The 21,848-nt window shown below is 45.4% G+C and carries 22 protein-coding genes; 14 read left to right on the top strand and 8 right to left on the bottom strand.

The annotated features are described in order from the left end of the window. Positions 1-21: 21 nt before the first annotated feature. Positions 22-1,659: a thiamine pyrophosphate-binding protein gene (locus VC178_RS00410; protein WP_323481212.1), complete on the bottom strand. Its 1,638-nt coding sequence runs from the start codon at positions 1,657-1,659 to the stop codon at positions 22-24. A gap of 74 nt (positions 1,660-1,733) precedes the next feature. Continuing rightward, positions 1,734-2,720, bottom strand: coding sequence for a Bug family tripartite tricarboxylate transporter substrate binding protein (locus VC178_RS00405; RefSeq protein WP_215367248.1), 987 nt, complete (start codon positions 2,718-2,720; stop codon positions 1,734-1,736). Positions 2,721-2,922: 202 nt separating this feature from the next. On the opposite strand from VC178_RS00405, the gene VC178_RS00400 reads away from it, so the two are divergent. The 8 genes from VC178_RS00400 to VC178_RS00365 all read left to right on the top strand — a co-directional run bounded on the left by VC178_RS00400 (position 2,923) and on the right by VC178_RS00365 (position 9,989). Further along, positions 2,923-3,852 carry a hydroxyacid dehydrogenase gene (locus tag VC178_RS00400; RefSeq protein ID WP_323481211.1) on the top strand — a complete coding sequence of 310 codons (930 nt, stop codon included), beginning with the start codon at positions 2,923-2,925 and terminating at the stop codon, positions 3,850-3,852. Position 3,853: 1 nt separating this feature from the next. Beyond that, the gene (locus VC178_RS00395; RefSeq protein WP_323481210.1) at positions 3,854-4,864 is read left to right on the top strand and encodes an Ldh family oxidoreductase; all 1,011 of its coding nucleotides are present in this window, start codon (positions 3,854-3,856) and stop codon (positions 4,862-4,864) included. 30 nt (positions 4,865-4,894) lie between these two features. Next, on the top strand, positions 4,895-5,176 hold the full coding sequence (locus tag VC178_RS00390; RefSeq protein ID WP_215367250.1) for a flagellar biosynthesis protein FlgA: 282 nt from the start codon (positions 4,895-4,897) through the stop codon (positions 5,174-5,176). A 39-nt stretch (positions 5,177-5,215) separates the two neighbouring features. After that, entirely contained in the window at positions 5,216-6,388 is a 1,173-nt protein-coding gene (locus VC178_RS00385; RefSeq protein WP_323481209.1) for a UxaA family hydrolase, read from the top strand. 10 nt (positions 6,389-6,398) lie between these two features. Beyond that, entirely contained in the window at positions 6,399-7,118 is a 720-nt protein-coding gene (locus VC178_RS00380; protein ID WP_323481208.1) for a GntR family transcriptional regulator, read from the top strand. Between the two features lie 6 nt (positions 7,119-7,124). Beyond that, positions 7,125-8,117 carry a YeiH family protein gene (locus VC178_RS00375; RefSeq protein ID WP_323481207.1) on the top strand — a complete coding sequence of 331 codons (993 nt, stop codon included), beginning with the start codon at positions 7,125-7,127 and terminating at the stop codon, positions 8,115-8,117. An 86-nt stretch (positions 8,118-8,203) separates the two neighbouring features. Continuing rightward, the gene (gene soxC / locus VC178_RS00370; protein ID WP_323481206.1) at positions 8,204-9,463 is read left to right on the top strand and encodes a sulfite dehydrogenase; all 1,260 of its coding nucleotides are present in this window, start codon (positions 8,204-8,206) and stop codon (positions 9,461-9,463) included. Further along, positions 9,453-9,989, top strand: a complete 537-nt coding sequence (locus VC178_RS00365; RefSeq protein ID WP_323481205.1) for a cytochrome c — start codon at positions 9,453-9,455, stop codon at positions 9,987-9,989. Before soxC ends, VC178_RS00365 begins: the two co-directional genes overlap by 11 nt. Before the next feature lie 14 nt (positions 9,990-10,003). On the opposite strand, the gene VC178_RS00360 is transcribed toward VC178_RS00365, so the two are convergent. Continuing rightward, complete coding sequence (locus tag VC178_RS00360) at positions 10,004-10,168, bottom strand: hypothetical protein (protein ID WP_323481204.1); 165 nt, start codon at positions 10,166-10,168, stop codon at positions 10,004-10,006. Positions 10,169-10,280: 112 nt separating this feature from the next. Continuing rightward, a complete protein-coding gene (locus VC178_RS00355) occupies positions 10,281-11,057 on the bottom strand; it encodes a ferredoxin--NADP reductase (RefSeq protein ID WP_323481203.1) in 777 nt (258 codons plus the stop codon). Positions 11,058-11,229: 172 nt separating this feature from the next. Between VC178_RS00355 and VC178_RS00350 the strand changes: the two genes are divergently transcribed. Further along, positions 11,230-11,709, top strand: coding sequence for a disulfide bond formation protein B (locus VC178_RS00350; protein ID WP_323481202.1), 480 nt, complete (start codon positions 11,230-11,232; stop codon positions 11,707-11,709). Positions 11,710-11,825: 116 nt separating this feature from the next. Next, the gene (locus VC178_RS00345; protein WP_323481201.1) at positions 11,826-12,146 is read left to right on the top strand and encodes a hypothetical protein; all 321 of its coding nucleotides are present in this window, start codon (positions 11,826-11,828) and stop codon (positions 12,144-12,146) included. Between the two features lie 74 nt (positions 12,147-12,220). Here the strand turns inward: VC178_RS00345 and lysS are convergent, their stop codons facing one another. From lysS to VC178_RS00325, 4 genes are all read right to left on the bottom strand, one after another. Then, entirely contained in the window at positions 12,221-13,777 is a 1,557-nt protein-coding gene (gene lysS, locus VC178_RS00340) for a lysine--tRNA ligase (RefSeq protein ID WP_323481200.1), read from the bottom strand. Between the two features lie 12 nt (positions 13,778-13,789). Continuing rightward, a protein-coding gene (gene prfB, locus VC178_RS00335; protein WP_215367258.1) for a peptide chain release factor 2 occupies positions 13,790-14,894 on the bottom strand; the annotation gives its coding sequence in 2 pieces (ribosomal slippage) (positions 13,790-14,812 and positions 14,814-14,894; 1,104 coding nt in all). 34 nt (positions 14,895-14,928) lie between these two features. After that, positions 14,929-16,692: a single-stranded-DNA-specific exonuclease RecJ gene (gene recJ / locus VC178_RS00330; protein WP_323481199.1), complete on the bottom strand. Its 1,764-nt coding sequence runs from the start codon at positions 16,690-16,692 to the stop codon at positions 14,929-14,931. Then, complete coding sequence (locus VC178_RS00325) at positions 16,689-17,648, bottom strand: hypothetical protein (protein WP_323481198.1); 960 nt, start codon at positions 17,646-17,648, stop codon at positions 16,689-16,691. The genes recJ and VC178_RS00325 overlap by 4 nt, the downstream gene beginning before the upstream one ends. 67 nt (positions 17,649-17,715) lie before the next feature. Between VC178_RS00325 and VC178_RS00320 the strand changes: the two genes are divergently transcribed. From VC178_RS00320 to VC178_RS00305, 4 genes are all read left to right on the top strand, one after another. Beyond that, positions 17,716-18,978, top strand: a complete 1,263-nt coding sequence (locus VC178_RS00320) for a lipoprotein-releasing ABC transporter permease subunit (protein WP_323481197.1) — start codon at positions 17,716-17,718, stop codon at positions 18,976-18,978. Continuing rightward, positions 18,971-19,654 carry an ABC transporter ATP-binding protein gene (locus VC178_RS00315; RefSeq protein ID WP_323481196.1) on the top strand — a complete coding sequence of 228 codons (684 nt, stop codon included), beginning with the start codon at positions 18,971-18,973 and terminating at the stop codon, positions 19,652-19,654. Before VC178_RS00320 ends, VC178_RS00315 begins: the two co-directional genes overlap by 8 nt. A gap of 8 nt (positions 19,655-19,662) precedes the next feature. Further along, complete coding sequence (locus tag VC178_RS00310; protein WP_323481195.1) at positions 19,663-20,487, top strand: TatD family hydrolase; 825 nt, start codon at positions 19,663-19,665, stop codon at positions 20,485-20,487. Between the two features lie 263 nt (positions 20,488-20,750). Then, positions 20,751-21,821, top strand: coding sequence for a TauD/TfdA family dioxygenase (locus tag VC178_RS00305; protein ID WP_215367264.1), 1,071 nt, complete (start codon positions 20,751-20,753; stop codon positions 21,819-21,821). Positions 21,822-21,848: the final 27 nt, after the last annotated feature.

Here is a 21,848-nt window from a genome sequence, read left to right as displayed (position 1 = left end):
GCAAGCATTTTTGTGCCCAAATTAAGATCGTTTGATGTTTGGCGCCGCAAGTCCATTAATCATGATGTTCATGCACGCAGGAAGTTTACTCTCCATAGCTCGTTTAGCAGCTGGTAGCACTTCAGTGGAGTCATTCACAAATTCTCCATGCCCTCCAAACACAGAGCACACTTTTTCATAATGGGATGGAAGCAGCTCGCAACCAATAGTTCTGTCTTGACCATATTCACGAACTTGAATTTGGTATTCAGCATTCCAGCGAGCATCATTACCAACCACCAGTAAAAATGGGAGTTTGTAGCGAACAGCGGTATCAATTTCTGCACTATGAAAGCCGAATGTACCATCGCCCATCACCGCAACAATTGGTGAGTGAGGCTTTGCAACTCTCGCTGCAGTTGCAAAGGGTAGCGCCGATCCAATCGATCCAGCCACACCATTGATAACTCTATTAGGGGCCTGTAGGCAGGCTTGTGCCCACTGGCCAATTTCACCGCCATCACTAATGAGTACGGAGTCGGGATGGCTATCTAGAATTTCTTGCAGTGGGGCAAGCGCTTGTACGGGGTGCATCGTTCCAGTTTTTGGTGGGAGTTTCTTCCAGGCTTCAGGACGAAATGCAATAGCATCTGCTACTTCGTTTTGCCAATGGCTAGTTGGAATCGCTTTTGCATTATTTAATCCAATAATGGCTTCAATGGCACTCGGAACATCGGCTTGAATTGATTGCGCTAGTCGTTCCCCAATGACTTTTTTAGCCCGCTCGATTTCACTAGCATCAGGATCGATTTGGAGGAACTTGCAGCTCTTCTGAATTCCGGGACTTTGTGCAAACTTCAGGGTGAAGTCTGTCTTTTTCCCAAGCAATAATATGCAATCCGTTTGACTTAATACTTCAGCAAAAGCACCCAAGCTTGGATCGCCAATACCCCTGGGGCTTTCCATGCCAACAACAGGAATGCCAGTCACTTTTTCAAGTTCCTTTAATTTCATTCTGCCTGGTTTGGACTGCATTAAAGGACCAGTCAAAATGAGCGGCTTGCTTGATTTATGTAACTCACTCATTAGTTTTTCTAGGGCGGCGGTATCAGTTATAGATACTTCCGCACTAAAGGATGAGGTGGTGGGCATAGTTGTATTGAGGGGGAGAGCGGACTCAAGCACATCGGTAGGAAGGCTGAGGTGAACAGGACCGGGCCTGCCGGATTTAGCAATGCGAATTGCTTTTGCAAAATCCAATGCCAAATCTTCCGTCTTTTGACATACCCATGAAGCTTTCGTGAGTGGCGCTGCGATAGCTGCTTGATCCATCTCCTGAAAGGCGCCTTTTCCGAGTTGTCCGATTGGAGCATGACCTGAAAGAAGGACCACTGGTGACTCAGCCATGGATGCCGTATAGAGCGCTGAAATAGCATTGGCATGTCCAGGACCGCCTGTTACAAGGGCAATCCCAACCTCGCCCGTTAATCTTGCCCAGGAGTCAGCCATATGAACTGCGGCTGCTTCATGTCTGGTGTGGATGAGGTCAATTTTTGTATCAAAGATAGTGTCATACACAGGCATGATGTGATTACCTGATAAGGTAAAAATTTTATTGATACCTGCTATCTCGAATGCCTCTATAAGGGCATGCGCCCCAGTTTTATTTTTTGTATTCATTAATTTGACAATATCCCGATTACCTCAATATGTTTCAGCAAATAAAAAGCCACCTATTAAAAGTGGCGTTTTATTTATTGGGCACTAATATTTCTGCCCTTAATCACTTTTTCCCAAACTACCGACTCTGCTTTTACTTGGGTTTCAAATTCTTTCTGATTATTGACGACTGCAGTTAGGCCATTTAAATCTAGGCTAGCACGAAGTGCTTCTGAATTTACAGCTTTAACAGTAGCGGCATAGATTTTATCGGTGATAACTTTAGGGGTGTTTGCTGGAGCAACAAGTCCAAACCAGCCAGTGGATTCAAATCCAGGTATGCCTGACTCGGCGACTGTTGGAACATCCGGCAATTGTTTGGAACGCTTCAAACTAGTAACTGCTAGTGGCTTAATTTGGCCAGCCTTTGCAAACCCTGCTGCTGCTGTGAGGTTGCCGACCATGAAATCAATTTGACCTGCTACTAAGTCATTTAGTGCTGCGGATTCACCTTTATAGGGTACGTGTGTTGCTGGAATTCCAGCTGTATAGGTAAAGTTCTCCTCAGCCATATGAACCTGGCTGCCAATACCGGCTGAGCCAAAGTTTAAGTCTTTGGTTTTTGCATAAGCAATGAACTCAGCAACGTTCTTTACTGGAATCTTATTGCTTACAGACAAAAGCATTGGCCCACTTGCCACATTGGTAATGTAAACAAAATCCTTGGCGTAATTTACGGGCAGTTTTTTATAGAGATTTGGATTGACGGTAAGCATGCTTCCAGAAGCCAGCATGATGGTATATCCATCGGCTGCAGATTGTGCGACAAATTCAGCGGCGATATTGCCGCCAGCGCCAGGCTTATTTTCAACAATCACGTTTTGACCAAGATCTTTTGTCAGTTGCTGAGCTAGTAGGCGCCCTAGAATATCAGTGGTACCTCCTGCAGCAAAAGGAATGATGAGTTTGATAGGCTTAGTCGGCCAATTTTGAGCATTTGCAATTGGCGAGCTAATTAATATGAGGGCTCCAGTAACCAATGCAATTTTAGTGCTGAGACTTGCGATGAATTGCTTAAACATTCTTTTGTTCTCCGGTGTTAATTCAATCTTAGTATCTTATCTTTGATTTCTCTCAAAAATAGAAGCGATCTCTATTTAATAGTTATAAGCTTATGTGCTGCTAGTGTCTCCTCCAGGGATTGTTTTGTGCAATTGAATTTGTAATTGCATTGCACAATTAGGGGGTATTGCAGGATATCTAAATCATCTATATGATCTAGATATGTCATCCATTTTGATCTCTGAGTTCATTACAAGTCAAGCCCTAGAAACCCTGCGTTCTAAGCATGCAGTCGTTTATGAGCCTGAGCTATATAAAGACCGCCCAGCTTTGATTGCTGCATTGCAAAATATTGAGGCGCTGATTGTTCGTAACCTCACACAAGTCAATGAGGACATTTTGGTTGGCGCACCCAAGTTGAAAGTAGTTGGTCGACTAGGCGTTGGTCTAGAGAATATTGAATTGCCAGCTTGCGCGAAGCGTAATATCAAAGTCATACCTGCTACCGGTGCAAACGCTGAGTCGGTTGCTGAGTATGTTGTAGGCGCTGCGGTTGCATTAACTAGGGGCTTCATTCCGGCAACTATCTCAACTTTAAAGGGTGAATGGCCTCGCCCCCGCTTCTCTGCATACCACGAGTTTTTAGGAAAGACGATAGGCATCGTTGGATTTGGAAGCATTGGTAGAGTGGTGGCTAAGAAGGCAAATGCATTCGGTTTGCAGTGTCTTGCTTATGACCCAATGTTATCTGGCAGCTCTGTTGAGCTTCCTGGGTTTTCAGTGCCGTTACTTCCTTTAAGCGACTTGCTCGCACATAGTGATGCAGTTTCCTTGCATCTCCCATTTCTGCCAGAAACAAAGAACCTATTTGATGCCTCCACTCTTGATCAAATGAAGTCTGGCGCTTGCCTGATTAATACTGCTCGCGGTGGCATCGTTGATGAGCGGGCTCTAGCAGAGCGCTTACGGACCGGACGTTTGGGCGGTGCGGCTATTGATGTATTTGAGAGTGAGCCGGCTAAAGATTTGAGTCATTTTGCAGGGATTGAGAATCTGATCTTGACCCCACATGTTGCAGGTGTAACTCAGGAAAGTAATGAGCGCGTTAGTCAAATGATTGCCGATGAAGTGAATCGGTTTCTAGGAGCATAAGGTGAATTTGTCCTATCAAAAGATGGTTAAGTTAGCTTCATCAGGTTTGCAGGCGGCAGGCATTGGAGAAAAAGCCGCTTATGAGACTGCGCAATTTTTAGCGCTTGCTGAGCTGGATGGCTTGGCATCTCATGGACTGGCACGTGTTTCTCAATATGCGGGGCATGCTAAAAATGGCCGCATAGAGTTATCACCAAAAATTAAAGTACGCCCATTTAAAACCTCTGCCGCTTTAGTAGACGCTTGTGATGGTCTTGCCTTTCCAGCGCTACGATTTGCTACTGACTTATCTGTGAATCTGGCATCTAAGACGGGCGTTGGCCTGGTCGCAGTTACCAACAGCCATCACTTTGGAGTTGCAGGGCACTTTGCTGAAGCCGCAGCGCGTGCCGGTTATATCTCTTTATTGTTTGGCAATACACCAGCAGCAATGCCGATGGTTGGTGGCAGCAAAGCCCTTTTTGGTACGAATCCTCTGGCTGCTGCGTTTCCTGTGGCAAATCACGATCCGATGGTGATTGATATGTCCTTATCGGCTGTTGCCAGGGGTAAGTTATTGGTTGCAGCGAAAAAGGGAGAGTCTATTCCAGAAGGTTGGGCATTAACTGCTGATGGCAAGCCAACCACTGATCCCAATGAAGGACTCAAGGGCTTAATGGTTCCGCTTGGTGGCGATAAGGGGGCTTTGCTTGCTCTCATTATTGAGTTGCTAGTTGTCGGTCTATCGGGAAGTCGATTCTCTTATGAAGCAGATTCTTTTTTTGATGCCAAGGGCAATCGTCCTCGCATCGGACAGCTTTTGCTAACCATCGATCCAGGTTTGGCGGGTAGCCAAGTGTTTGCAAGCAAGATGCAAGAGTTCTTAAAAACCTTGGCATCTGACTCCGGAACCCGAGTTCCCGGACAAAGACGTTTTAAACAGCGTGCATCAGGCTTTAAAGAGGGCGTCAACGTTTCTGATGTTGTTATAGAAGAAATTCAGGCTGGTATTCGCCAGTTATGGGGTGTTTAGTAGTTAAACAAGATTAAAGAGGAGAAGGTAATGATCCATTTTGTCGTGCATGAGCCAGGAGATGGCGTAGGCGTAGTAGTAGTTGAAGGTGTGAAAGCCGGAGATGATTTGATTGGTTGGGTGATGGATGGAGATTTAACTCTCAATATGAAGTCTGAGAGTGATATTCCAATTGGTCACAAAATTTCTTTGAATGAATTTAAGCCAGGCGATACGGTCATGAAGTATGGCGTTGATATTGGCAAAGTAGTTGCTCCCATCAAAAAAGGTGAGCATCTCCACGTTCAGAACGTAAAAACTAAGCGCTGGTAATCCAGGCCCTTATTCACACATTCATTGAGAAAGAAAAAAATGATTAATTTGAAAGACGCGACCTTTATGGGTTACCGCCGTGAGAACGGCCGCATGGGTATTCGTAACCACGTGCTGATTTTGCCTTTAGATGACTTGTCGAATGCCGCTTGTGAAGCAGTGGCAAACAACATCAAGGGAACCCAAGCTATTCCTCACTCCTATGGACGCTTGCAGTTCGGTGCTGACTTGGAATTGCATTTCCGTACATTGATCGGCACTGGTTCTAATCCAAACGTTGCTGCGGTAGTAGTGATCGGTATTGAGCCACAGTGGACCAAAATTGTGGTTGATGGCATTAAAGCTTCAGGCAAACCAGTTGAAGGTTTTTGGATTGAGGGCAATGGCGATACTGCTACGATTGCCTCAGCCAGTAAAGCTGCATATGCAATGATGAAGCATGCGTCAAAGCAGAAACGTGTTAAAGCACGGTTGTCCGAGCTTTGGGTATCTACGAAGTGTGGTGAGTCTGACACTACCTCCGGTTGCGGTGCAAACCCAACGGTTGGTGATGCATTTGACAAGCTCTACGGAATTGGCTCTACCTTGGTATTTGGTGAGACTACTGAGTTAACTGGTGGTGAGCATTTAGTAGAAGCTCGTTGCCGTACTCCAGAAGTGAAGAAAAAGTTCCGCGAAATGTTTGATCGCTATCAGGATGTGATTGAGCGTCATAAGACCAGTGACTTATCTGACTCGCAGCCAACCAAAGGCAATATTGCTGGCGGTTTGACAACCATCGAAGAAAAAGCCTTAGGCAATATTCAGAAAATCGGTAAGAAATGTATCGTTGACAGCGTCTTAGATAAGGGCGAAGAGCCAAAGATTCCAGGTTTGCACTTTATGGACTCTTCATCTGCAGCTGCTGAGATGGTGACCTTGTGTGCTGCCGCTGGATTTGCTGCTCACTTCTTCCCAACAGGCCAAGGTAATGTGATCGGTAATGCGATTCTTCCGGTGATTAAGATCTGCGCTAATCCAAAAACAGTTCGTACAATGGGCGAGCACATTGACGTTGATGTGTCAGGTCTTTTGCGTCGCGAAGAGAATATGGACCAGGCTGGTGATAAGTTATTAGAGTGCCTCTTGCGCACTGCTGATGGTGAATTGACTGCCTCTGAAATTCTCGGTCACCGTGAATTCGTATTAACCCGTTTATACGAATCAGCGTAAGTCTTAAAGCATGAAATCCCTGACTGCTTATCAAGAAGTAAAGCAAAAGATCACCGAAGATCTGGTCAGGGGTCGTTATCCTATGGGGCAGGCATTGCCTGCTGAAAAGGATTTATCAAAAGAGTTAGATGTATCTATAGGAACCCTGCGCAAAGCGGTGGATGAGTTGGTTGCTGAAGGCATTGTGGTTCGTCGCCAAGGCAGGGGTACCTATGTTGCTGAGCATGACCTCAAGCGTTTGCTCTATTATTTTTTCCACGTTGTCAAACATGATGCTGACAAAAAAGTGAACCCAAGGGTTGAGCTGGTTTCGTTGACCAGTGCCGTTGCAAACAAGGAAGAGGCTAGTAAGCTCGAGATTAAAGAAGGTGTCGCAGTATGGCGCCTCGTCAACTGCCTTTATCTAGACGATAAATGCGTCATGATTGATCAGATCACGCTTGATAAAAAGCGTTTTCAAAAACTGAACCGAGCTGATTACATTAATCGCGAGGGCAGCATTTACCAGTTGTACCAAATGAAATATGGACAGACCGTAGTTCGAAGTAGCGAGCGCTTACGTGCAGGCCTTGCTGGTAAGCAATTTTCGGAGTGGCTGGGCGTAAAGCCCGATTCACCAGTTTTGATTATCAGAAGGGTTGCGCTGGGCATTCAGGATGAGCCCTTGGAGTGGCGAGTCTCTACACTCAATACCAATCAACACGAATACTTTAGTGAGTTGGTTGTTTAGCGTTATATGTACGGCACTACTAAGCGCAATTTACCGGGGCTATTGGTCTGTTTGGTAATCGCCATGTCCACTAGTTTTCTTTCAGAAAATTATGGTGGACCCCAACTGTTATATGCGCTGTTATTGGGCCTATCGCTCCACTTTCTTTATCTAAACGAGGCTGTAAAACCAGGGATAGATTTTTGCGCAAAAACTATTCTGCGTTTAGGGGTTGCATTTTTGGGTATTCGAATCACCTTCGCAGATATTAGTGCGATTGGTCTGAATACTGGATTTATGGTGATTGTTGCTGTTACATTAACTGTTTGCTTAGGGTTTGTTCTGGCAAAGTTTTTAAAGTTATCGCCAGACTTTGGATTGATAGCAGGCGGTTCAGTTGGAATATGTGGTGCATCTGCTGCGCTTGCCGTTGCCTCCGTATTACCCAAGTCGAAAGAAAACGAGCAATTTACTTTATTGGTGGTTGTTGGCGTTACTGTGCTGTCAACGATTGCAATGGTGACCTATCCTTTTGCATTGCAGATGCTCGATATTGGCGCTCTTTCAGCTGGAATTTTTATCGGCGCAACTATTCATGATGTGGCACAAGTGGTGGCTGCGGGAATGCTTTTTGGCCCCGAGGCGGGAGATGTTGCTACTGTAGTGAAGCTATTTAGAGTGGCTCTTTTGCTACCAGTAGTTTTAGTCATCTCGATTTTCTTTGGCGCACAAAAAACTACCAGTACTTTAGGGTGGAGTAGCTTACGATTGATTCCCACATTCTTATTGGGCTTTGTCGCCCTATCTATTGTGGCATCGATGCAGATTTTGCCAACTTCGATTACCCATCAAATTGGTGGTTTATCACGTTGGATGTTGGTAATTGCTATTGCAGCAGCGGGATTAAAAACCAATTTTCAGGAATTGGCCAAACTAGGTTGGCAGCCAGTACTCATGTTGGTAGTTGAAACCCTATTTATTGCTATTTTTGGACTTGTATTTATTTTGTACGCATCCTAGAGTTAAAAATAGCAATTCTTTTTGTATTGGCTGTATGCTAGAAAAAATATACGCTAATTAGTTAGCAAAATGGAGGCAAAGTATTTATGTCTAAGAAAGATGTATTTTCTAATCGCCGTCAATTCTTAAAATCATCGATTGTTGCTGGCGCTGGCGTTGGCGGTGTATTGGGCGCCTCTTCTGCCTCCGCTCAAAACCAAGGGGGTGGTTTTTTAGAGATTGATCCTTGGACTAAAACCCAGGGATCAACTTTTGTAAATCCCCCTTATGGTTTGCCATCGAAATATGAAAAGAATGTGGTGCGATTGCTTCCTTCGCCGGCACCAACCTTTCTAACGGGCTCAAGAACTCCTCTGCAAAGTTTGCATGGAATTATTACTCCAAACGGCTTAGTTTTTGAGCGTCATCATGCTGGCGTTCCTGACATCAATCCAGATCTACATAAATTGGTAATTCATGGAATGGTCGATCGCCCAATGATCTTTACGATGGATGAAATTGTGCGCTTTCCATCCGAGTCTAGAATTTATTTTCTAGAATGCTCTGGCAATAGTGCCGCTGAGCTTAAAAAGGCGAGCAATCAAACAGTGCAGCAAATTCATGGATTAGTCTCTTGTTGCGAGTGGACCGGCGTTCGCTTGTCGACTATTTTGCAAGAATGCGGCGTCCAGCCTGGAGCCAAGTGGGCTTTAGCGGAGGGGGCTGACGGTGCCGCGATGACTCGAAGCATTCCAATGAATAAGATGATGGATGATGCCTTATTGGTCTACGCTCAAAATGGTGAGATGTTGCGTGCTGAACAGGGCTATCCTTTGCGATTATTTTTGCCGGGGTATGAAGGCAATATGAGTATTAAGTGGCTTCGAAGAATCAAGTTGGGCACTGAGCCTTGGCAAACCCGTGAAGAGACTTCTGCATATACCGATCTTCGATCCGATGGTAAGGCATTGCAATTTACTTTCGCCATGGAAGTGAAGTCTGTTATTGCCCAGCCCTCAGGATTAATGAAGCTTAAATCCAAAGGTTTTTATGAAATCTCGGGTTTTGCTTGGTCTGGTAATGGCAATATTCGACGTGTTGAGGTTTCAACAGATGGTGGTAAATCCTGGGGGGAGGCAGTACTTCAGGAGCCGGTGATGGATAAATCTTTGGTACGGTTTCGCTTTCCTTGGGTATGGGATGGAGCGCCAGCAACTTTAATGAGCAGGGCAGTTGATTCAAGTGGTGAAATGCAACCTACGATGGATGCTGTAATCAAGGCTAAGAGCGCAAATACTTTTTATCACAATAACGCCATACAACCATGGCGTGTAGCCGCTAATGGGGAGGTTACTAATGGTCGCTAATAGATCCTCCATCGTATGCTTTGTCGTAGTCACCATTGGCATGATGCTTGGCTGTACATCGGGTTATCAAATGCAAGGACCAGTAGGCCTTGGCAAGCCTATTTCTGAAAATCAAATTCGAGCGTGGAATATTGATGTTGGTCCAAGTGGGGCAGGTCTTCCTCCTGGTTCGGGCACTGCTATTGCTGGAGAAAAGCTATATCAGCAACAGTGTGCATCCTGCCATGGGGATCAAGGACAGGGCGGACCCGCTAATCGTCTTGTGGGTGGCGGCGCTTTAAATACGGATAAGCCCGTAAAGACCGTGGGAAGTTTTTGGCCTTACTCAACTACTATTTTTGACTATGTCAAAAGAGCAATGCCACACCAAGCACCGCAATCTTTAACTGATGACCAGGTTTATGCAGCCACCGCTTATATTCTTTATCTCAATAAGATTATTGCAAAAGATGCGGTGATGGATGCCAAGACTCTACCTTTAGTAAAAATGCCAAATAGAGATGGGTTTATTTCAGTGGAGCGTTGAACATCGAGGATGGTTTAAGCAAAAGAGTCTGAGAACTCTTCCATTTTGATGGTGGTCATCAAAAAGAGAATACGTCTTTGAAAACTCTTGCGCTCTTCTACTTGGTCATGCGGTAGGCGGTCATGCTCTCTCAAGAGACTGGTAATAATAGGGTTGTAGTGCTCACGTATAGGTGACATTCAAGTTCCTTGATAAATATCCTGTTAAGAAGAATTTACCAAGACATCTATATACCTACAAGAAATATATAGAGATATCTAAATTACTTATGGGTATATACAGAGAGTGTGATTATTTCTCTACAAATGCACGTTCAAAGACGTAGTCACCCAATTGGCCAAGGCTCGGAGATACTTTGAAGCCCTTAGCATCCAACATCTCTGCGGTCTCTTTGAGCATGGATGGGCTACCGCAAATCATGGCGCGATCAACGGCTTGATCAAGTGGCGGCAAACCAATATCTTTAAAGAGTTGACCGGATTCAATAGCGGTTGTGAGGCGACCGGTGTGCTTAAATGCTTCGCGAGTCACTGTTGGGTAGTAAATGAGTTTTTCACGAATCAATTCACCAAGGTATTCATCTTGAGTGAGTTCATTTTTGATGTAGTCACCGTAAGCGAGCTCACTCACTAAGCGCACCCCGTGAATCAAAACAACTTTCTCAAACTTTTCATAAGTCTCTGGGTCACGAATAATACTCATGAATGGAGCTAAACCAGTGCCGGTGCTAAATAGATAGAGGTGCTTGCCTGGATTTAAGTCATCCAATACTAATGTGCCAACAGACTTTTCGCTAACCAAAATAGGATCGCCAACTTGAATCTTTTGTAAACGTGATGTCAGCGGACCATCTTGAACCTTAATGCTCAAGAATTCCAAATGTTCTTCGTAATTGGGGCTTGCAACGCTGTATGCGCGTACTAGTGGCTTGCCTTCGACTTCAAGGCCAATCATTAAGAAGTGACCGCTACGAAAACGTAGTCCTTTATTACGGGTAGTAGTGAAGCTAAAGAGTGTGTCGTTCCAGTGGTGAACAGTGAGAACGGTTTCAGTATTGTATGCGGCCATAAATGCTTGTAAATAAAAGGCGAAGTTTTAAAGAATGATTAATTATCCCATTCTCGACGGCCTAAATCTGCGGTAATTTGCTGATAAACAGGACTAAGTTGTGATATGCATCAAATTTTTGGTAATAAGGATTGGCTTATATGAGATCGGATAACAGGCTATGATCATTTTTATGAGTTCAGCACGCTATTTATATCTCTCTCTATTTAGTCTTGGACTGGTTATTTTTGCAGTCCTTTTGCAACAGACCGGCTATCGAGGGGTCAGTTTTTTGCCATGTCCCTTATGTATTTTGCAAAGGGTCGGTTATTTGGGAGTCACCATTTTTTGCTTTTTGGCTGTGGGCATTGCTCCATTGCGGAGATTCTTCCATGTTCTAGCGCTGTTATCGGCGACATATGGTGTTTCAGTAGCAGGGCGCCAAGTTTGGCTTTTATCTCACCCCGAAACCTCTTGTGGGATTGATCCTTTGGAGGTTTGGATTAATCAATTTCAACTTTCCCAAGGCGTCCCTTGGTTGTTTAAGGCTGATGGGCTTTGTTCTGCGCAACTGCCCACTATTTTTGGCCTTCAAGTGCCGGAATGGTCCTTATTTTGGTTTTCAGTACTTTTCTTGATCTTATTAGCCACTCTATTCAAGAAAAACCCCTAATTTTGGCTGCCCACGTTATCTATATACCTAAAAGTACTTAAGGTATGAAAAGTAATTCTTTTACTTATATAAGGAGCATCCGTAAGATCGAAGTTCATCAGGAATAAGGGTCTTATATGACACATTTTCAGGGCAACTCACAAACTATCGGTAAATCACCACTGATTCATTTAAATCAGGAAGTAGGCTCCCGCAAGCAAGTGAGCTCGTCATTATTTACCGCTGCACAAGTCATTATTGGTATTGCACTCATTACCTTGTCTACTCATCTTGCATTGCAGGCTGAGGCTTATCTTGAGATCCTGAATCAAAGTGGGCTAAATGAATATCATGCCTTTGCTCTGCTGGTATGTTTTAGTTTCATTGCAGGCGTTTTGTTGATTGCTCAACAAGTGCTAAAGCATGACCCACAATTTGATGAGTTCTCTACTTACTGAGGATACTTTTTAAAAACAAAAGGCACCCTAGGGTGCCTTTTTTTATCTCTAATGATTTAGGGATGATTTGCGTCTTATTCTTCTTCGCGACGTAAGTGCGGGAAGAGAATCACATCACGAATGTTTGGTGCATCAGTGAGGAGCATGACCAAACGGTCGATACCAATGCCACAACCACCAGTTGGTGGCATGCCGTATTCGAGAGCGCGAATGAAGTCATGATCAAAGTACATGGCTTCTTCATCGCCAGCTTCTTTTTGCTCTACTTGCTTGCGGAAGCGATTGGCTTGGTCTTCTGCATCATTAAGCTCAGAGAATCCGTTGGCAATTTCACGACCGGTAATAAATAACTCAAATCGCTCAGTAATGCCTGGGCGTGTATCTGACTCTCTAGCGAGTGGACTCACTTCGATGGGGTAATCGATGATATAGGTAGGCTCCCAGAGATGTTCTTCAGCTACCAACTCAAATAAGGCTAATTGCAAAGCGCCTATGCCTGCGTTCTTCAGCGTTGGGGAATCTGGATTTTCGCCACCTTTTTTCAATTCAGCGCGAATGAAGTTGGCATCATCCAGTTGTGTAGCTTCGTAGCTCTTGCCAGACTGACCACAATACTTGAGGATTGCTTCGTTAATCGTTAAGCGTTGGAATGGCTTGCTTAAATCGAGCTCGCGACCTTGGTGTGTCAATACTGCTGTACCTTGTGCATCAATCGCTGCCGCACGAATCAGGCCTTCTGTGAAGTCCATTAACCAACGGTAATCGGTATAGGCTGCATAGAACTCCATCATCGTAAATTCAGGATTGTGACGCGGGCTGACGCCTTCGTTACGGAAGTTGCGGTTGATTTCAAAGACGCGCTCAAATCCACCAACGACTAAGCGCTTGAGATAAAGCTCAGGAGCGATACGCAAAAACATCTGCATATCAAGTGCATTGTGGTGAGTGATAAATGGCTTAGCTGCTGCGCCACCAGGAATCGGGTGGAGCATCGGTGTTTCGACTTCCATGAAGTCAGCATCAAGCATATGGCGACGGAGTGATGCAATCGCATTGCTACGGGCTTTAAATGTATTGCGACTTTCTGGGTTGACGATTAAATCGACATAGCGCTGACGATATTTAGTCTCCAGATCTGAGAGACCATGAAATTTATCTGGCAATGGGCGCAAAGACTTGCTCAATAAGCGCAAGTTACTGCACTCGACCGAGAGTTCACCCTTATTGGTCTTAAAGAGATTGCCTTCTGCGGAGATAAAGTCACCCATATCCCAGTGCTTAAAGGCGCCATGGGTATCCGCACCAGTCAGCTCATCATTGATGTAGAACTGGATTTGCCCACTGCGATCTTGGATGGTGGCAAAGCTCGCCTTACCCATGACGCGCTTAAGAATCATGCGGCCAGCAACTTTCACATGAATTTTCTTGGCAGCTAACTCTTCTTTCGTCAGGCTGTCATAGTGAGTATGTAAGTCAGCAGCTAAGTGTGTTGGAACAAAGTCATTTGGGAAGGCGATCCCGTTCGCACGTAACTTGGCGAGCTTTTCACGACGCTCCGCAATGATATGGTTCTCATCAACAGCTTCGGTGGCTGGTGCTGATGTATTTGCTGAGTTGGTTTTATCGTTCATATTCGTCAGTAATTAAACGCCTTGCTTCAGGCTAGCTTCAATAAAGGCATCAAGATCCCCATCTAATACTTTTTGAGTATTAGAGATCTCAACGTTAGTACGTAAATCTTTAATGCGGCTTTGATCTAAAACATAGGAGCGGATCTGATGACCCCAGCCTACATCGGTCTTGCTAGCCTCTAACTTATCCTGTTCGGCACGACGCTTTTGCATCTCGTGCTCATATAAGCGTGACTTGAGCATACTCATAGCTTCAGCGCGGTTACGGTGTTGACTGCGGTCGTTCTGGCACTGCACCACAATCCCAGTTGGAATATGGGTGAGACGAACAGCGGAGTCAGTTTTATTGATGTGCTGACCACCCGCACCAGAGGCGCGATAGGTATCAGTGCGAATATCGGCAGGATTGACTTCAATCTCGATCGAATCATCAATCTCCGGATAAACATAGATCGATGCAAATGAGGTGTGGCGTCCATTAGAAGAGTCAAACGGAGACTTGCGCACTAAACGATGTACGCCAGTCTCCGAGCGAAGATGTCCGTAGGCGTATTCACCATCAACCTTAATAGTGGCGCTCTTAATGCCAGCAACGTCACCATCAGACTCTTCCAAAATTTCGGTTTTGTAACCTTTGCGTTCGCAATACTTAAGATATTGGCGATAGAGCATGCTCGCCCAATCACAAGCCTCGGTACCACCAGCACCTGCTTGAATATCAATAAAGCAATTACATGAGTCCATCTCGTTGTGGAACATACGGCGAAATTCGAGATCATTAATGATCTTGCTATAACCCTCAACGTCCTGCTCGATTGCAGCAATCGTCTCAAAATCACTTTCTTCTTTAGCCATATCGAATAATTCAATGGCACCAGTGATATTGGTATTTAAATCGGTGAGGGTGGCAACAACGCCGTCGAGTAATTTTTTCTCTTTGCCCAGCGCTTGCGCTTTCTTTTGGTCATCCCAAATAGTGGGATCTTCCAGAATCGAATTAACTTCAGTAAGGCGACGTGACTTTACTTCGAAGTCAAAGATACCCCCGAAGAGCTTGCTCGCGAGTGAGCAGATCGGACAAGGTATTTGAAATAGTGTTTAGTTGTTCAGCTTCCATCCCCTAATTATAAGGGGGTTATTACATCGGACTCTCAGGTCCTAGGGTTCTCGTCATGAGCCTCAATCATCAGCTGTACACGGGCTTGGCCCTGATAGCGATCGGTGACTAGACGGTAAGCAAGTGTGGCTTTAGCAGGCAGGCTTTGGGTGCGGTTGAACCAGACGGCTGTCAACGGCTTGGCTGCTAATGTATTTTTTGAGGCATCGGATCCTAGAGGGCGCACCATCAAGCGTAAATGCTTCTCTTTCATGAGGCTTTGCTGAGTAATCTCAAAGTCCCCATAGAAAACCGGTTGTGGAAACCCTTGGCCCCAGATTTCTTCTGCGAGGAGGTCGCCTATCTCGGGGGTAAATTCTGAAGGCTGCAGGGCGCCATCATGGGGGTGGCGACGCTCGAGGATTTCATCAGTCAATAAGGTATTTGCCACTTCCTGAAAGCAGGCATCAAACTTCTCAAAATCATGTTTACGAATCGTCAGCCCCGCTGCCATTGCATGACCACCAAATTTCAGAATGAGGCCGGGCTCGCGCTTAGAAACCATATCGAGTGCATCCCTTAAATGAAAGCCCGTTAACGATCTTCCAGAGCCACGCAATTCTTCTCCAGTATTGCCATCAGGAGCAAAGACAATGGCAGGGCGGTTAAAGCGTTCTTTTAGGCGTGAAGCCACAATGCCCACGACACCTTGATGCCACTCTGGATTCCATAGGCAGATACTGGTTCGTTGCGCCATTGTTCCTGCAAGTTGGTCTTCTGAGAGGTGAGCAAGCGCCGTTTCTTGCATCCCTGTTTCAATCACGCGACGTTCACGGTTGATGCGATCAAGTTCCTGCGCCAAGTTCATTGCTTCATCTGTATTGTCAGTCAACAATAAACGGATCCCTAAGGTCATATCCGCTAGACGCCCAGCAGCATTGAGTCTGGGGCCGATCGCAAAACCTAGATCAAAAGTATTTGCCTTACGAGGGTCTCGCCCCGCCGCCTGAAACAAAGCTTGTATACCGGGTTGGGAGATGCCTGCACGAATACGTTTGATGCCATTGGAAACTAATACGCGGTTATTGCGATCGAGTTGCGCAACATCCGCAACAGTTCCTAGTGCAACCAGATCTAAGAGATTCTCAACTTTAGGTTGAGTCTCGTTGGTAAATTTTCCGCGCTTGCGCAGCTCTGCACGTAGTGCGACTAATACATAAAACATCACACCTACACCGGCAAGCGCTTTACTAGGGAAATTACAGCCTGGCTGATTAGGATTAACGATTACAGTGGCTTTTGGTAATCGGTCGCCAGGGAGGTGATGGTCAGTAACAATCACTTCCATGCCAAGTTCACGGGCGCGTTCTACGCCCGCTTCGCTCGCAATACCGTTATCAACGGTAATAAGGTATTTAGGTTTGGGATTTTGCTGTGCTGCGAGTTCAACGACTTCGGGCGTTAAGCCATAGCCCATCGTGAAGCGATTAGGCACTAGAAACTGAATGGGGATGTCTACTCCACCTAGCATTTTTAAGCCCCGCAACCCTACTGCACAAGCTGTGGCACCGTCACAGTCATAGTCTGCAACGATGAGCATGGGCTCTTTTCTCTCAAGAATGTCTGCGAGTAAACTTGCAGTAGTGATGCAATTTTTCAGTTCAGTGGGTGAAAGTAGATTTTTGAGTTCCAACGAGAGTTCATCTGGAGATTCCAAACCGCGCGCAGCATATAGACGCGCGAGCAAGGGATGTAAGCCACTTTGTTGCAACCAAGTCGCAGTACGCTCAGAAAAAGGACGTTGGGAAAAAAGACTCATGAAGAAATGATTTCTTTCCAGGTAAGCGGTTCGACTTTTTTCCAAAAGGCCCAAGACTTTTTATGCAGATCTTTCGCAGTCAAGATGCGCTCACGCACTTTTCCATTCGGAAAATCAACGAGGAGTAATTGATCAATCTTTTGATGGGTGAGGGCATAACTTAGCTCATGCCATATTGTCTCTGGGCGATCTAGCCATGCAAAAGCACCTGCTAGGCTTTCCGTTTGAATGCTTGAGCTATGCGAAATGCCTAAGTACTTCGCAATACCGGCCAGCAAAGTGTGTTCACCATAGATCTGTTGTGATCCCCTGATTACTTGAGGTAAATGAACATCATTGAGTTTGCCAATACCACTAATCCATAGAGAGTTGATACTGGGAAGGCCGCGTTGCTCTCGTGCTTCATTGACTGGGTCGATATGCCAGAGCATCTGAATTTCATTTTGTAACTTGCGCCAATGTTTTGCAATACCTTCTGCATGGGTATCACGGGGCATCCACCAATCAATATTGCGACCATGTGCTTGATCAACGCTATAGCTTGCCAAACTTGCGAATGGGCCTGCTGGGATAAACCAGTAATGTTTATCATGAAATAAAACGGGATTCTGAAAATCTTCTTCAATCAAGGGAAGGGCAGTTTTCAGAAGTTCTGAAGATTCAGCTTCGGTCAGATCAATCTGATTCTGACCCATCAAAATGAGATGGTCACGCGTAGCGTGCAGATGAACGGGCTGTAGGCAAACAATTTCTTGGCTTGGATTTACTTGCAGAGTTGACTGGCCTAGGAGGAGAACTGGTGCGATTGGAGTCAAATCTCCCAGTAAGAAGCGCTCGTGGGGAAGTCCTTTTAGCGGCTGGCTTCCAATCGCATGAGCATCCAAGGCATCCTCTCCCGATAGCATCAGGGTAAAGCGCCGTGGGGTGCTTTGGAGGGAGTTCATATTTGCAGTCATTTCCCTGATTTTAGGTGGCATTTAACTATTCCATCAGTTTGCCCTGGCAATTGTCTAAACTGTGGCTATGTTGAGACTTCCCATTGAGCTAGAAATTGGCTTACGCTATACCCGTTCCAAGCGTCGTAAGACGGTTGGTAAGCGTGACGGCTTCCTTTCCTTTATTTCTGGGATATCCACTGCAGGTATCGCTTTAGGCGTTGCATCTCTGATTGTGGTTTTATCGGTGATGAATGGTTTCCAGAAGGAAGTCCGTGACCGCATGCTCTCCGTTCTCTCCCATGTAGAAATTACTGCACCTGATGGCTTGGCGAATTGGGAGCCACTGGCTTTAAAAGTTGCAGGTCAGCCTCACGTAGTTGGGGTTGCTCCCATGGTGAGTTCGCAAGGTCTACTCGCAAGAGATAACGTGATGCGCGGTGTTGCTATTCGCGGAATTTTGCCAAGTGAAGAAGGCAAGGTTTCTGATTTACCAAAACAATTTATTGCTGGAAGTATTGATGATCTTAAGCCAGGTGGTTTTGGCGTTGCCTTGGGGGCGCAACTAGCATCTTTGGTTGGCGCTCATGTCGGAGATCGAATTAATTTGATTGTTCCTGAGAGTGATTTAACGCCAGCTGGTGCAATGCCTCGGATGCGAACCCTTCAAGTTGTGGGTATTGTTGATAGCGGCCATTATGAATACGATAGTTCACTGGCTATCATGCATTGGAAAGATGCAGCAGCCTTGCTGCGCTTGCGTGACCCGTCTGGTCTACGCGTCAAGGTTGATGACATGCAACGTGCCCCTGAGGTTGCTAATGAGTTAGCTGCCGTTGTGCCTCAAGCACTATGGATTACTGACTGGTCCCGTTCAAATCGAAATTGGTTTGCTGCGGTTCAAACAGAAAAGAAGATGATGTTCATCATTCTGACCTTGATTATTGCGGTGGCCGCCTTTAATTTGGTCTCTACTTTAGTGATGACCGTTAATGAAAAGCAGGCTGATATTGCGATTCTGAGAACAATGGGCGCGAGCCCAGGTTTAATTCAAAGAATTTTCTTGGTACAAGGCTTAGCCATTGGCTTGTTAGGTTCTTTGGCTGGCGTTGGCCTTGGTTTACTCATTGCACTCAATATTGATGTGATTGTTCCCGCTATTGAGGCTATCTTCCGTGTGCGTTTCTTGCCGCGGGAGGTGTACTTTATTAGTGAGTTGCCTTCAGATGTGCGCTTAGGTGATGTAGTGACAGTTGGATTAATGGCTTTTGGCTTATCCGTACTGGCCACTCTGTACCCAAGCCGTCGCGCCGCCAAGGTGCAACCTGCCGAGGCCCTCAGATATGAATAAGGTTCTGATTGCTAAAGGTTTGGCTAAAACCTATGGTCAAGGCGCAACCGCAGTAGAGGTGCTTAAGTCTGTTGACTTAGAGGTAGCGCCTTCCGAGAAGGTTGCCATTGTGGGCTCCTCAGGATCTGGTAAGAGTACTTTGTTACATCTTTTGGGTGGCCTTGATACTCCTAGCGCTGGTTCAGTCTTATTAGACGGCGCCAATATCAATCAACTATCGGTTGCCAAGCTTGATCGCCTACGTAATCAAAGTTTAGGTTTTATTTACCAATTCCACCATCTCTTAGATGAGTTCAGCGCCGTGGAGAATGTTGCATTGCTATTACGCATTCGCGGCTTAAGTAACGATGAGTCGATGGAGCGCGCTAGCAAGATGCTGAAAGCCGTTGGTTTGGCGAATCGTGAATTACATACCCCAGGTGAATTATCTGGTGGTGAGCGTCAGCGTGTAGCAGTAGCAAGAGCATTAGTGGGTAATCCTGCTTGTGTATTAGCAGATGAGCCTACTGGCAACTTAGATACTGAAACTGCTGATGGCGTGTTTGATCTGATGCTCGATATTGCTCGCGAACAGGGTACAGCCTTTGTGATCGTGACGCATGATCCTGTAAGAGCTAAACGCTGCGATCGTATCTTGCACTTAGAGCGCGGAGTTCTAAAGACATTCGCGCAGTAAAGCATCCCATGTGGATTGATACTCATTGTCACCTAGATGCACCAGAGTTCTCAGGCTCGCTACCATCGATCATTGCTGCTGCTAAAGAAAAAAATGTGCGGGCTATTTTGTTGCCAGCGGTTAAAGTTGCCGACTGTCAACACGTTAGAGAGCTTGCTGCGCAATATGGGGGTGAGATACCTGGCTTGGTCTACACCTTAGGCATTCATCCCCTGTATACCAATCAAGCGCGCGAAGAAGATATTGCTCTCTTGGAAGAGCAGATCAATCAATCACTTTCAGATCTAAGGTTTGTGGGTATTGGTGAGATTGGCCTTGATTATTTTGTGGAAGGCTTGGATCCACATAAGCAAGAATATTTTTTTCATGCGCAATTAGATCTAGCTCAAAAATATCAATTACCAGTCATTTTGCATGTGCGCCGCTCACAGGATGCAATCTTGAAAGCGCTTAGACGCCGCAAAATCCCCGGCGGAATTGCGCATGCATTCAATGGCAGCTTTCAGCAAGCTGAGCAGTTTATTGAACTCGGTTTTAAGTTGGGTTTTGGTGGTGCAGCCACGTATGAGCGTGCATTGCAGATTCGCAGACTCTTAACTGAATTGCCGCTTGATAGCATCGTTACTGAGACGGACTCTCCGGATATACCGCCGGCTTGGCTCAGAGAAGAGGACATCCCATTTAATGAACCCGCCTTTGTGGTTCGTATTGCAAAAGAGTTGGCCGCTATTCGTGGCATAAGCGATGCTGAATTCGCCTCAGCAGCTTGGTGCAACGCTATGGAGGTATTGCCCCGTTGGTCGGCTCTTTGCGCAGATAAGCGTTTTAATTAGTTAGGCTGGTTAAAGCGGGGCACTCACAATCCTCGAGTCTGAGCTCAAATTCCTAGGGTGCGGTCATGGTTTGCAGGCGCTCATTCTTACTTGCTATTGCGATGCAGTAATGTTTTCAGTAGATAAAAGCAAAATCCTTAAGTTGTCCTTCGTTGCCTCCTCATGAAAAGTAAGGGGAACTACTAACAATTCAAAAAAAGAGACTTTAGTATTCTGCTAGTTAGTTTATATTGATTAGCAAATGATTCTCCTTGGGAATGTAGATGAATGATCTGATACCGAAGTTGCAACTACCTAAAGCGATTGTTGGGCCTGCCGCATGGAATGGGCAAGAGTTACAAAAGGATACATCCTGGATTCTGGAGTGGACTCAAGATGAAATTCGCGAGCTTATAGAGGCGGGGAATTATTTTTTGTCACTGAATAAGCCGCTAGAGCAGATTTCTCCAAAACTGTTCCCAATACCCTCTTTATCCAAAAAGATAAAAGAGTTTTCAAATGAATTACTGTTTGGGCGCGGATTTTTGTTGATCAGAGGATTGCCTGTTGATCAGCTAGAGCTTAAATTGTCTGCCACCATTTATCTTGGGATTGGTTCTCATATTGGAAGTTTGCGTAGTAGTAATGCAAAGGGACATTTATTGGGACATGTTAAAGATCAAGGTGTTGATATCAAGAATAAAGATGTCCGCTTTTATCAAACCAATAAAAAATTAGATTTTCATACGGATTCTGCAGATTTAGTGGCCTTACTTTGTCTTCAAAAGGCCAAGTCGGGCGGGGAGTCTTATATTGCCAGTTCTATTAGCTTGTATAACGAGGTTTCGCATAGGCGCCCAGATTTAGTAGAGGCTTTATTTATGCCTTATCCAACGGATAGGAGAGGCGAGATTCCCGATGGTTATGAGCCTTGGTACAGCATGCCAATTTTTACTTGGTATGAAGATCAATTAACTTGTACCTACATACGTCAATATATCGACGCAGCACAAATGAACTTTCCAGATGCTCCTAGGCTAACGAGTCAACAGATTGAAGTCATGGATTTGATGGATGAAATATTGGCGGAGCGAAAGGTTGTGTTGTCTATGGAGTTTGAGCCTGGCGACATTCAAATATTGAATAACCATCAAATACTTCATTCAAGAAGTGATTTTGAAAATTGGCCAGAGCCTGAGCGCCATCGTCATTTGCTCAGATTATGGATTGCTCCTGATAACGCACGGTCGCTTCCTGATTATTACGTTCCCCGTTGGGGCTCTACTACCAAGGGTGATCGCGGCGGAATTATTGTTCCAGGGACTCAGCTTAGTGTTGAGCTCAATACGCTTTAAAAACTGAAAATCTACTTGGGGTGTGAT

Origin of the sequence: Polynucleobacter sp. AP-Sanab-80-C2, from assembly GCF_035012965.1 — a bacterium.
GTDB lineage: Bacteria > Pseudomonadota > Gammaproteobacteria > Burkholderiales > Burkholderiaceae > Polynucleobacter.
Note: the sequence above shows the minus strand (reverse complement) of the source record. Positions and strands in the feature narration are given on the sequence as shown.

Excerpts from the sequence above, each read along its gene's own strand:
- VC178_RS00410 (WP_323481212.1), bottom strand. The coding sequence starts at position 1,659 with ATGAATACAAAAAATAAAACTGGGGCGCATGCCCTTATAGAGGCATTC.
- VC178_RS00405 (WP_215367248.1), bottom strand. The coding sequence starts at position 2,720 with ATGTTTAAGCAATTCATCGCAAGTCTCAGCACTAAAATTGCATTGGTT.
- VC178_RS00400 (WP_323481211.1), top strand. The coding sequence starts at position 2,923 with ATGTCATCCATTTTGATCTCTGAGTTCATTACAAGTCAAGCCCTAGAA.
- VC178_RS00390 (WP_215367250.1), top strand. The coding sequence starts at position 4,895 with ATGATCCATTTTGTCGTGCATGAGCCAGGAGATGGCGTAGGCGTAGTA.
- VC178_RS00385 (WP_323481209.1), top strand. The coding sequence starts at position 5,216 with ATGATTAATTTGAAAGACGCGACCTTTATGGGTTACCGCCGTGAGAAC.
- VC178_RS00380 (WP_323481208.1), top strand. The coding sequence starts at position 6,399 with ATGAAATCCCTGACTGCTTATCAAGAAGTAAAGCAAAAGATCACCGAA.
- VC178_RS00375 (WP_323481207.1), top strand. The coding sequence starts at position 7,125 with ATGTACGGCACTACTAAGCGCAATTTACCGGGGCTATTGGTCTGTTTG.
- soxC (WP_323481206.1), top strand. The coding sequence starts at position 8,204 with ATGTCTAAGAAAGATGTATTTTCTAATCGCCGTCAATTCTTAAAATCA.
- VC178_RS00365 (WP_323481205.1), top strand. The coding sequence starts at position 9,453 with ATGGTCGCTAATAGATCCTCCATCGTATGCTTTGTCGTAGTCACCATT.
- VC178_RS00360 (WP_323481204.1), bottom strand. The coding sequence starts at position 10,168 with ATGTCACCTATACGTGAGCACTACAACCCTATTATTACCAGTCTCTTG.
- VC178_RS00355 (WP_323481203.1), bottom strand. The coding sequence starts at position 11,057 with ATGGCCGCATACAATACTGAAACCGTTCTCACTGTTCACCACTGGAAC.
- VC178_RS00350 (WP_323481202.1), top strand. The coding sequence starts at position 11,230 with ATGAGTTCAGCACGCTATTTATATCTCTCTCTATTTAGTCTTGGACTG.
- VC178_RS00345 (WP_323481201.1), top strand. The coding sequence starts at position 11,826 with ATGACACATTTTCAGGGCAACTCACAAACTATCGGTAAATCACCACTG.
- lysS (WP_323481200.1), bottom strand. The coding sequence starts at position 13,777 with ATGAACGATAAAACCAACTCAGCAAATACATCAGCACCAGCCACCGAA.
- recJ (WP_323481199.1), bottom strand. The coding sequence starts at position 16,692 with ATGAGTCTTTTTTCCCAACGTCCTTTTTCTGAGCGTACTGCGACTTGG.
- VC178_RS00325 (WP_323481198.1), bottom strand. The coding sequence starts at position 17,648 with ATGACTGCAAATATGAACTCCCTCCAAAGCACCCCACGGCGCTTTACC.
- VC178_RS00320 (WP_323481197.1), top strand. The coding sequence starts at position 17,716 with ATGTTGAGACTTCCCATTGAGCTAGAAATTGGCTTACGCTATACCCGT.
- VC178_RS00315 (WP_323481196.1), top strand. The coding sequence starts at position 18,971 with ATGAATAAGGTTCTGATTGCTAAAGGTTTGGCTAAAACCTATGGTCAA.
- VC178_RS00310 (WP_323481195.1), top strand. The coding sequence starts at position 19,663 with ATGTGGATTGATACTCATTGTCACCTAGATGCACCAGAGTTCTCAGGC.
- VC178_RS00305 (WP_215367264.1), top strand. The coding sequence starts at position 20,751 with ATGAATGATCTGATACCGAAGTTGCAACTACCTAAAGCGATTGTTGGG.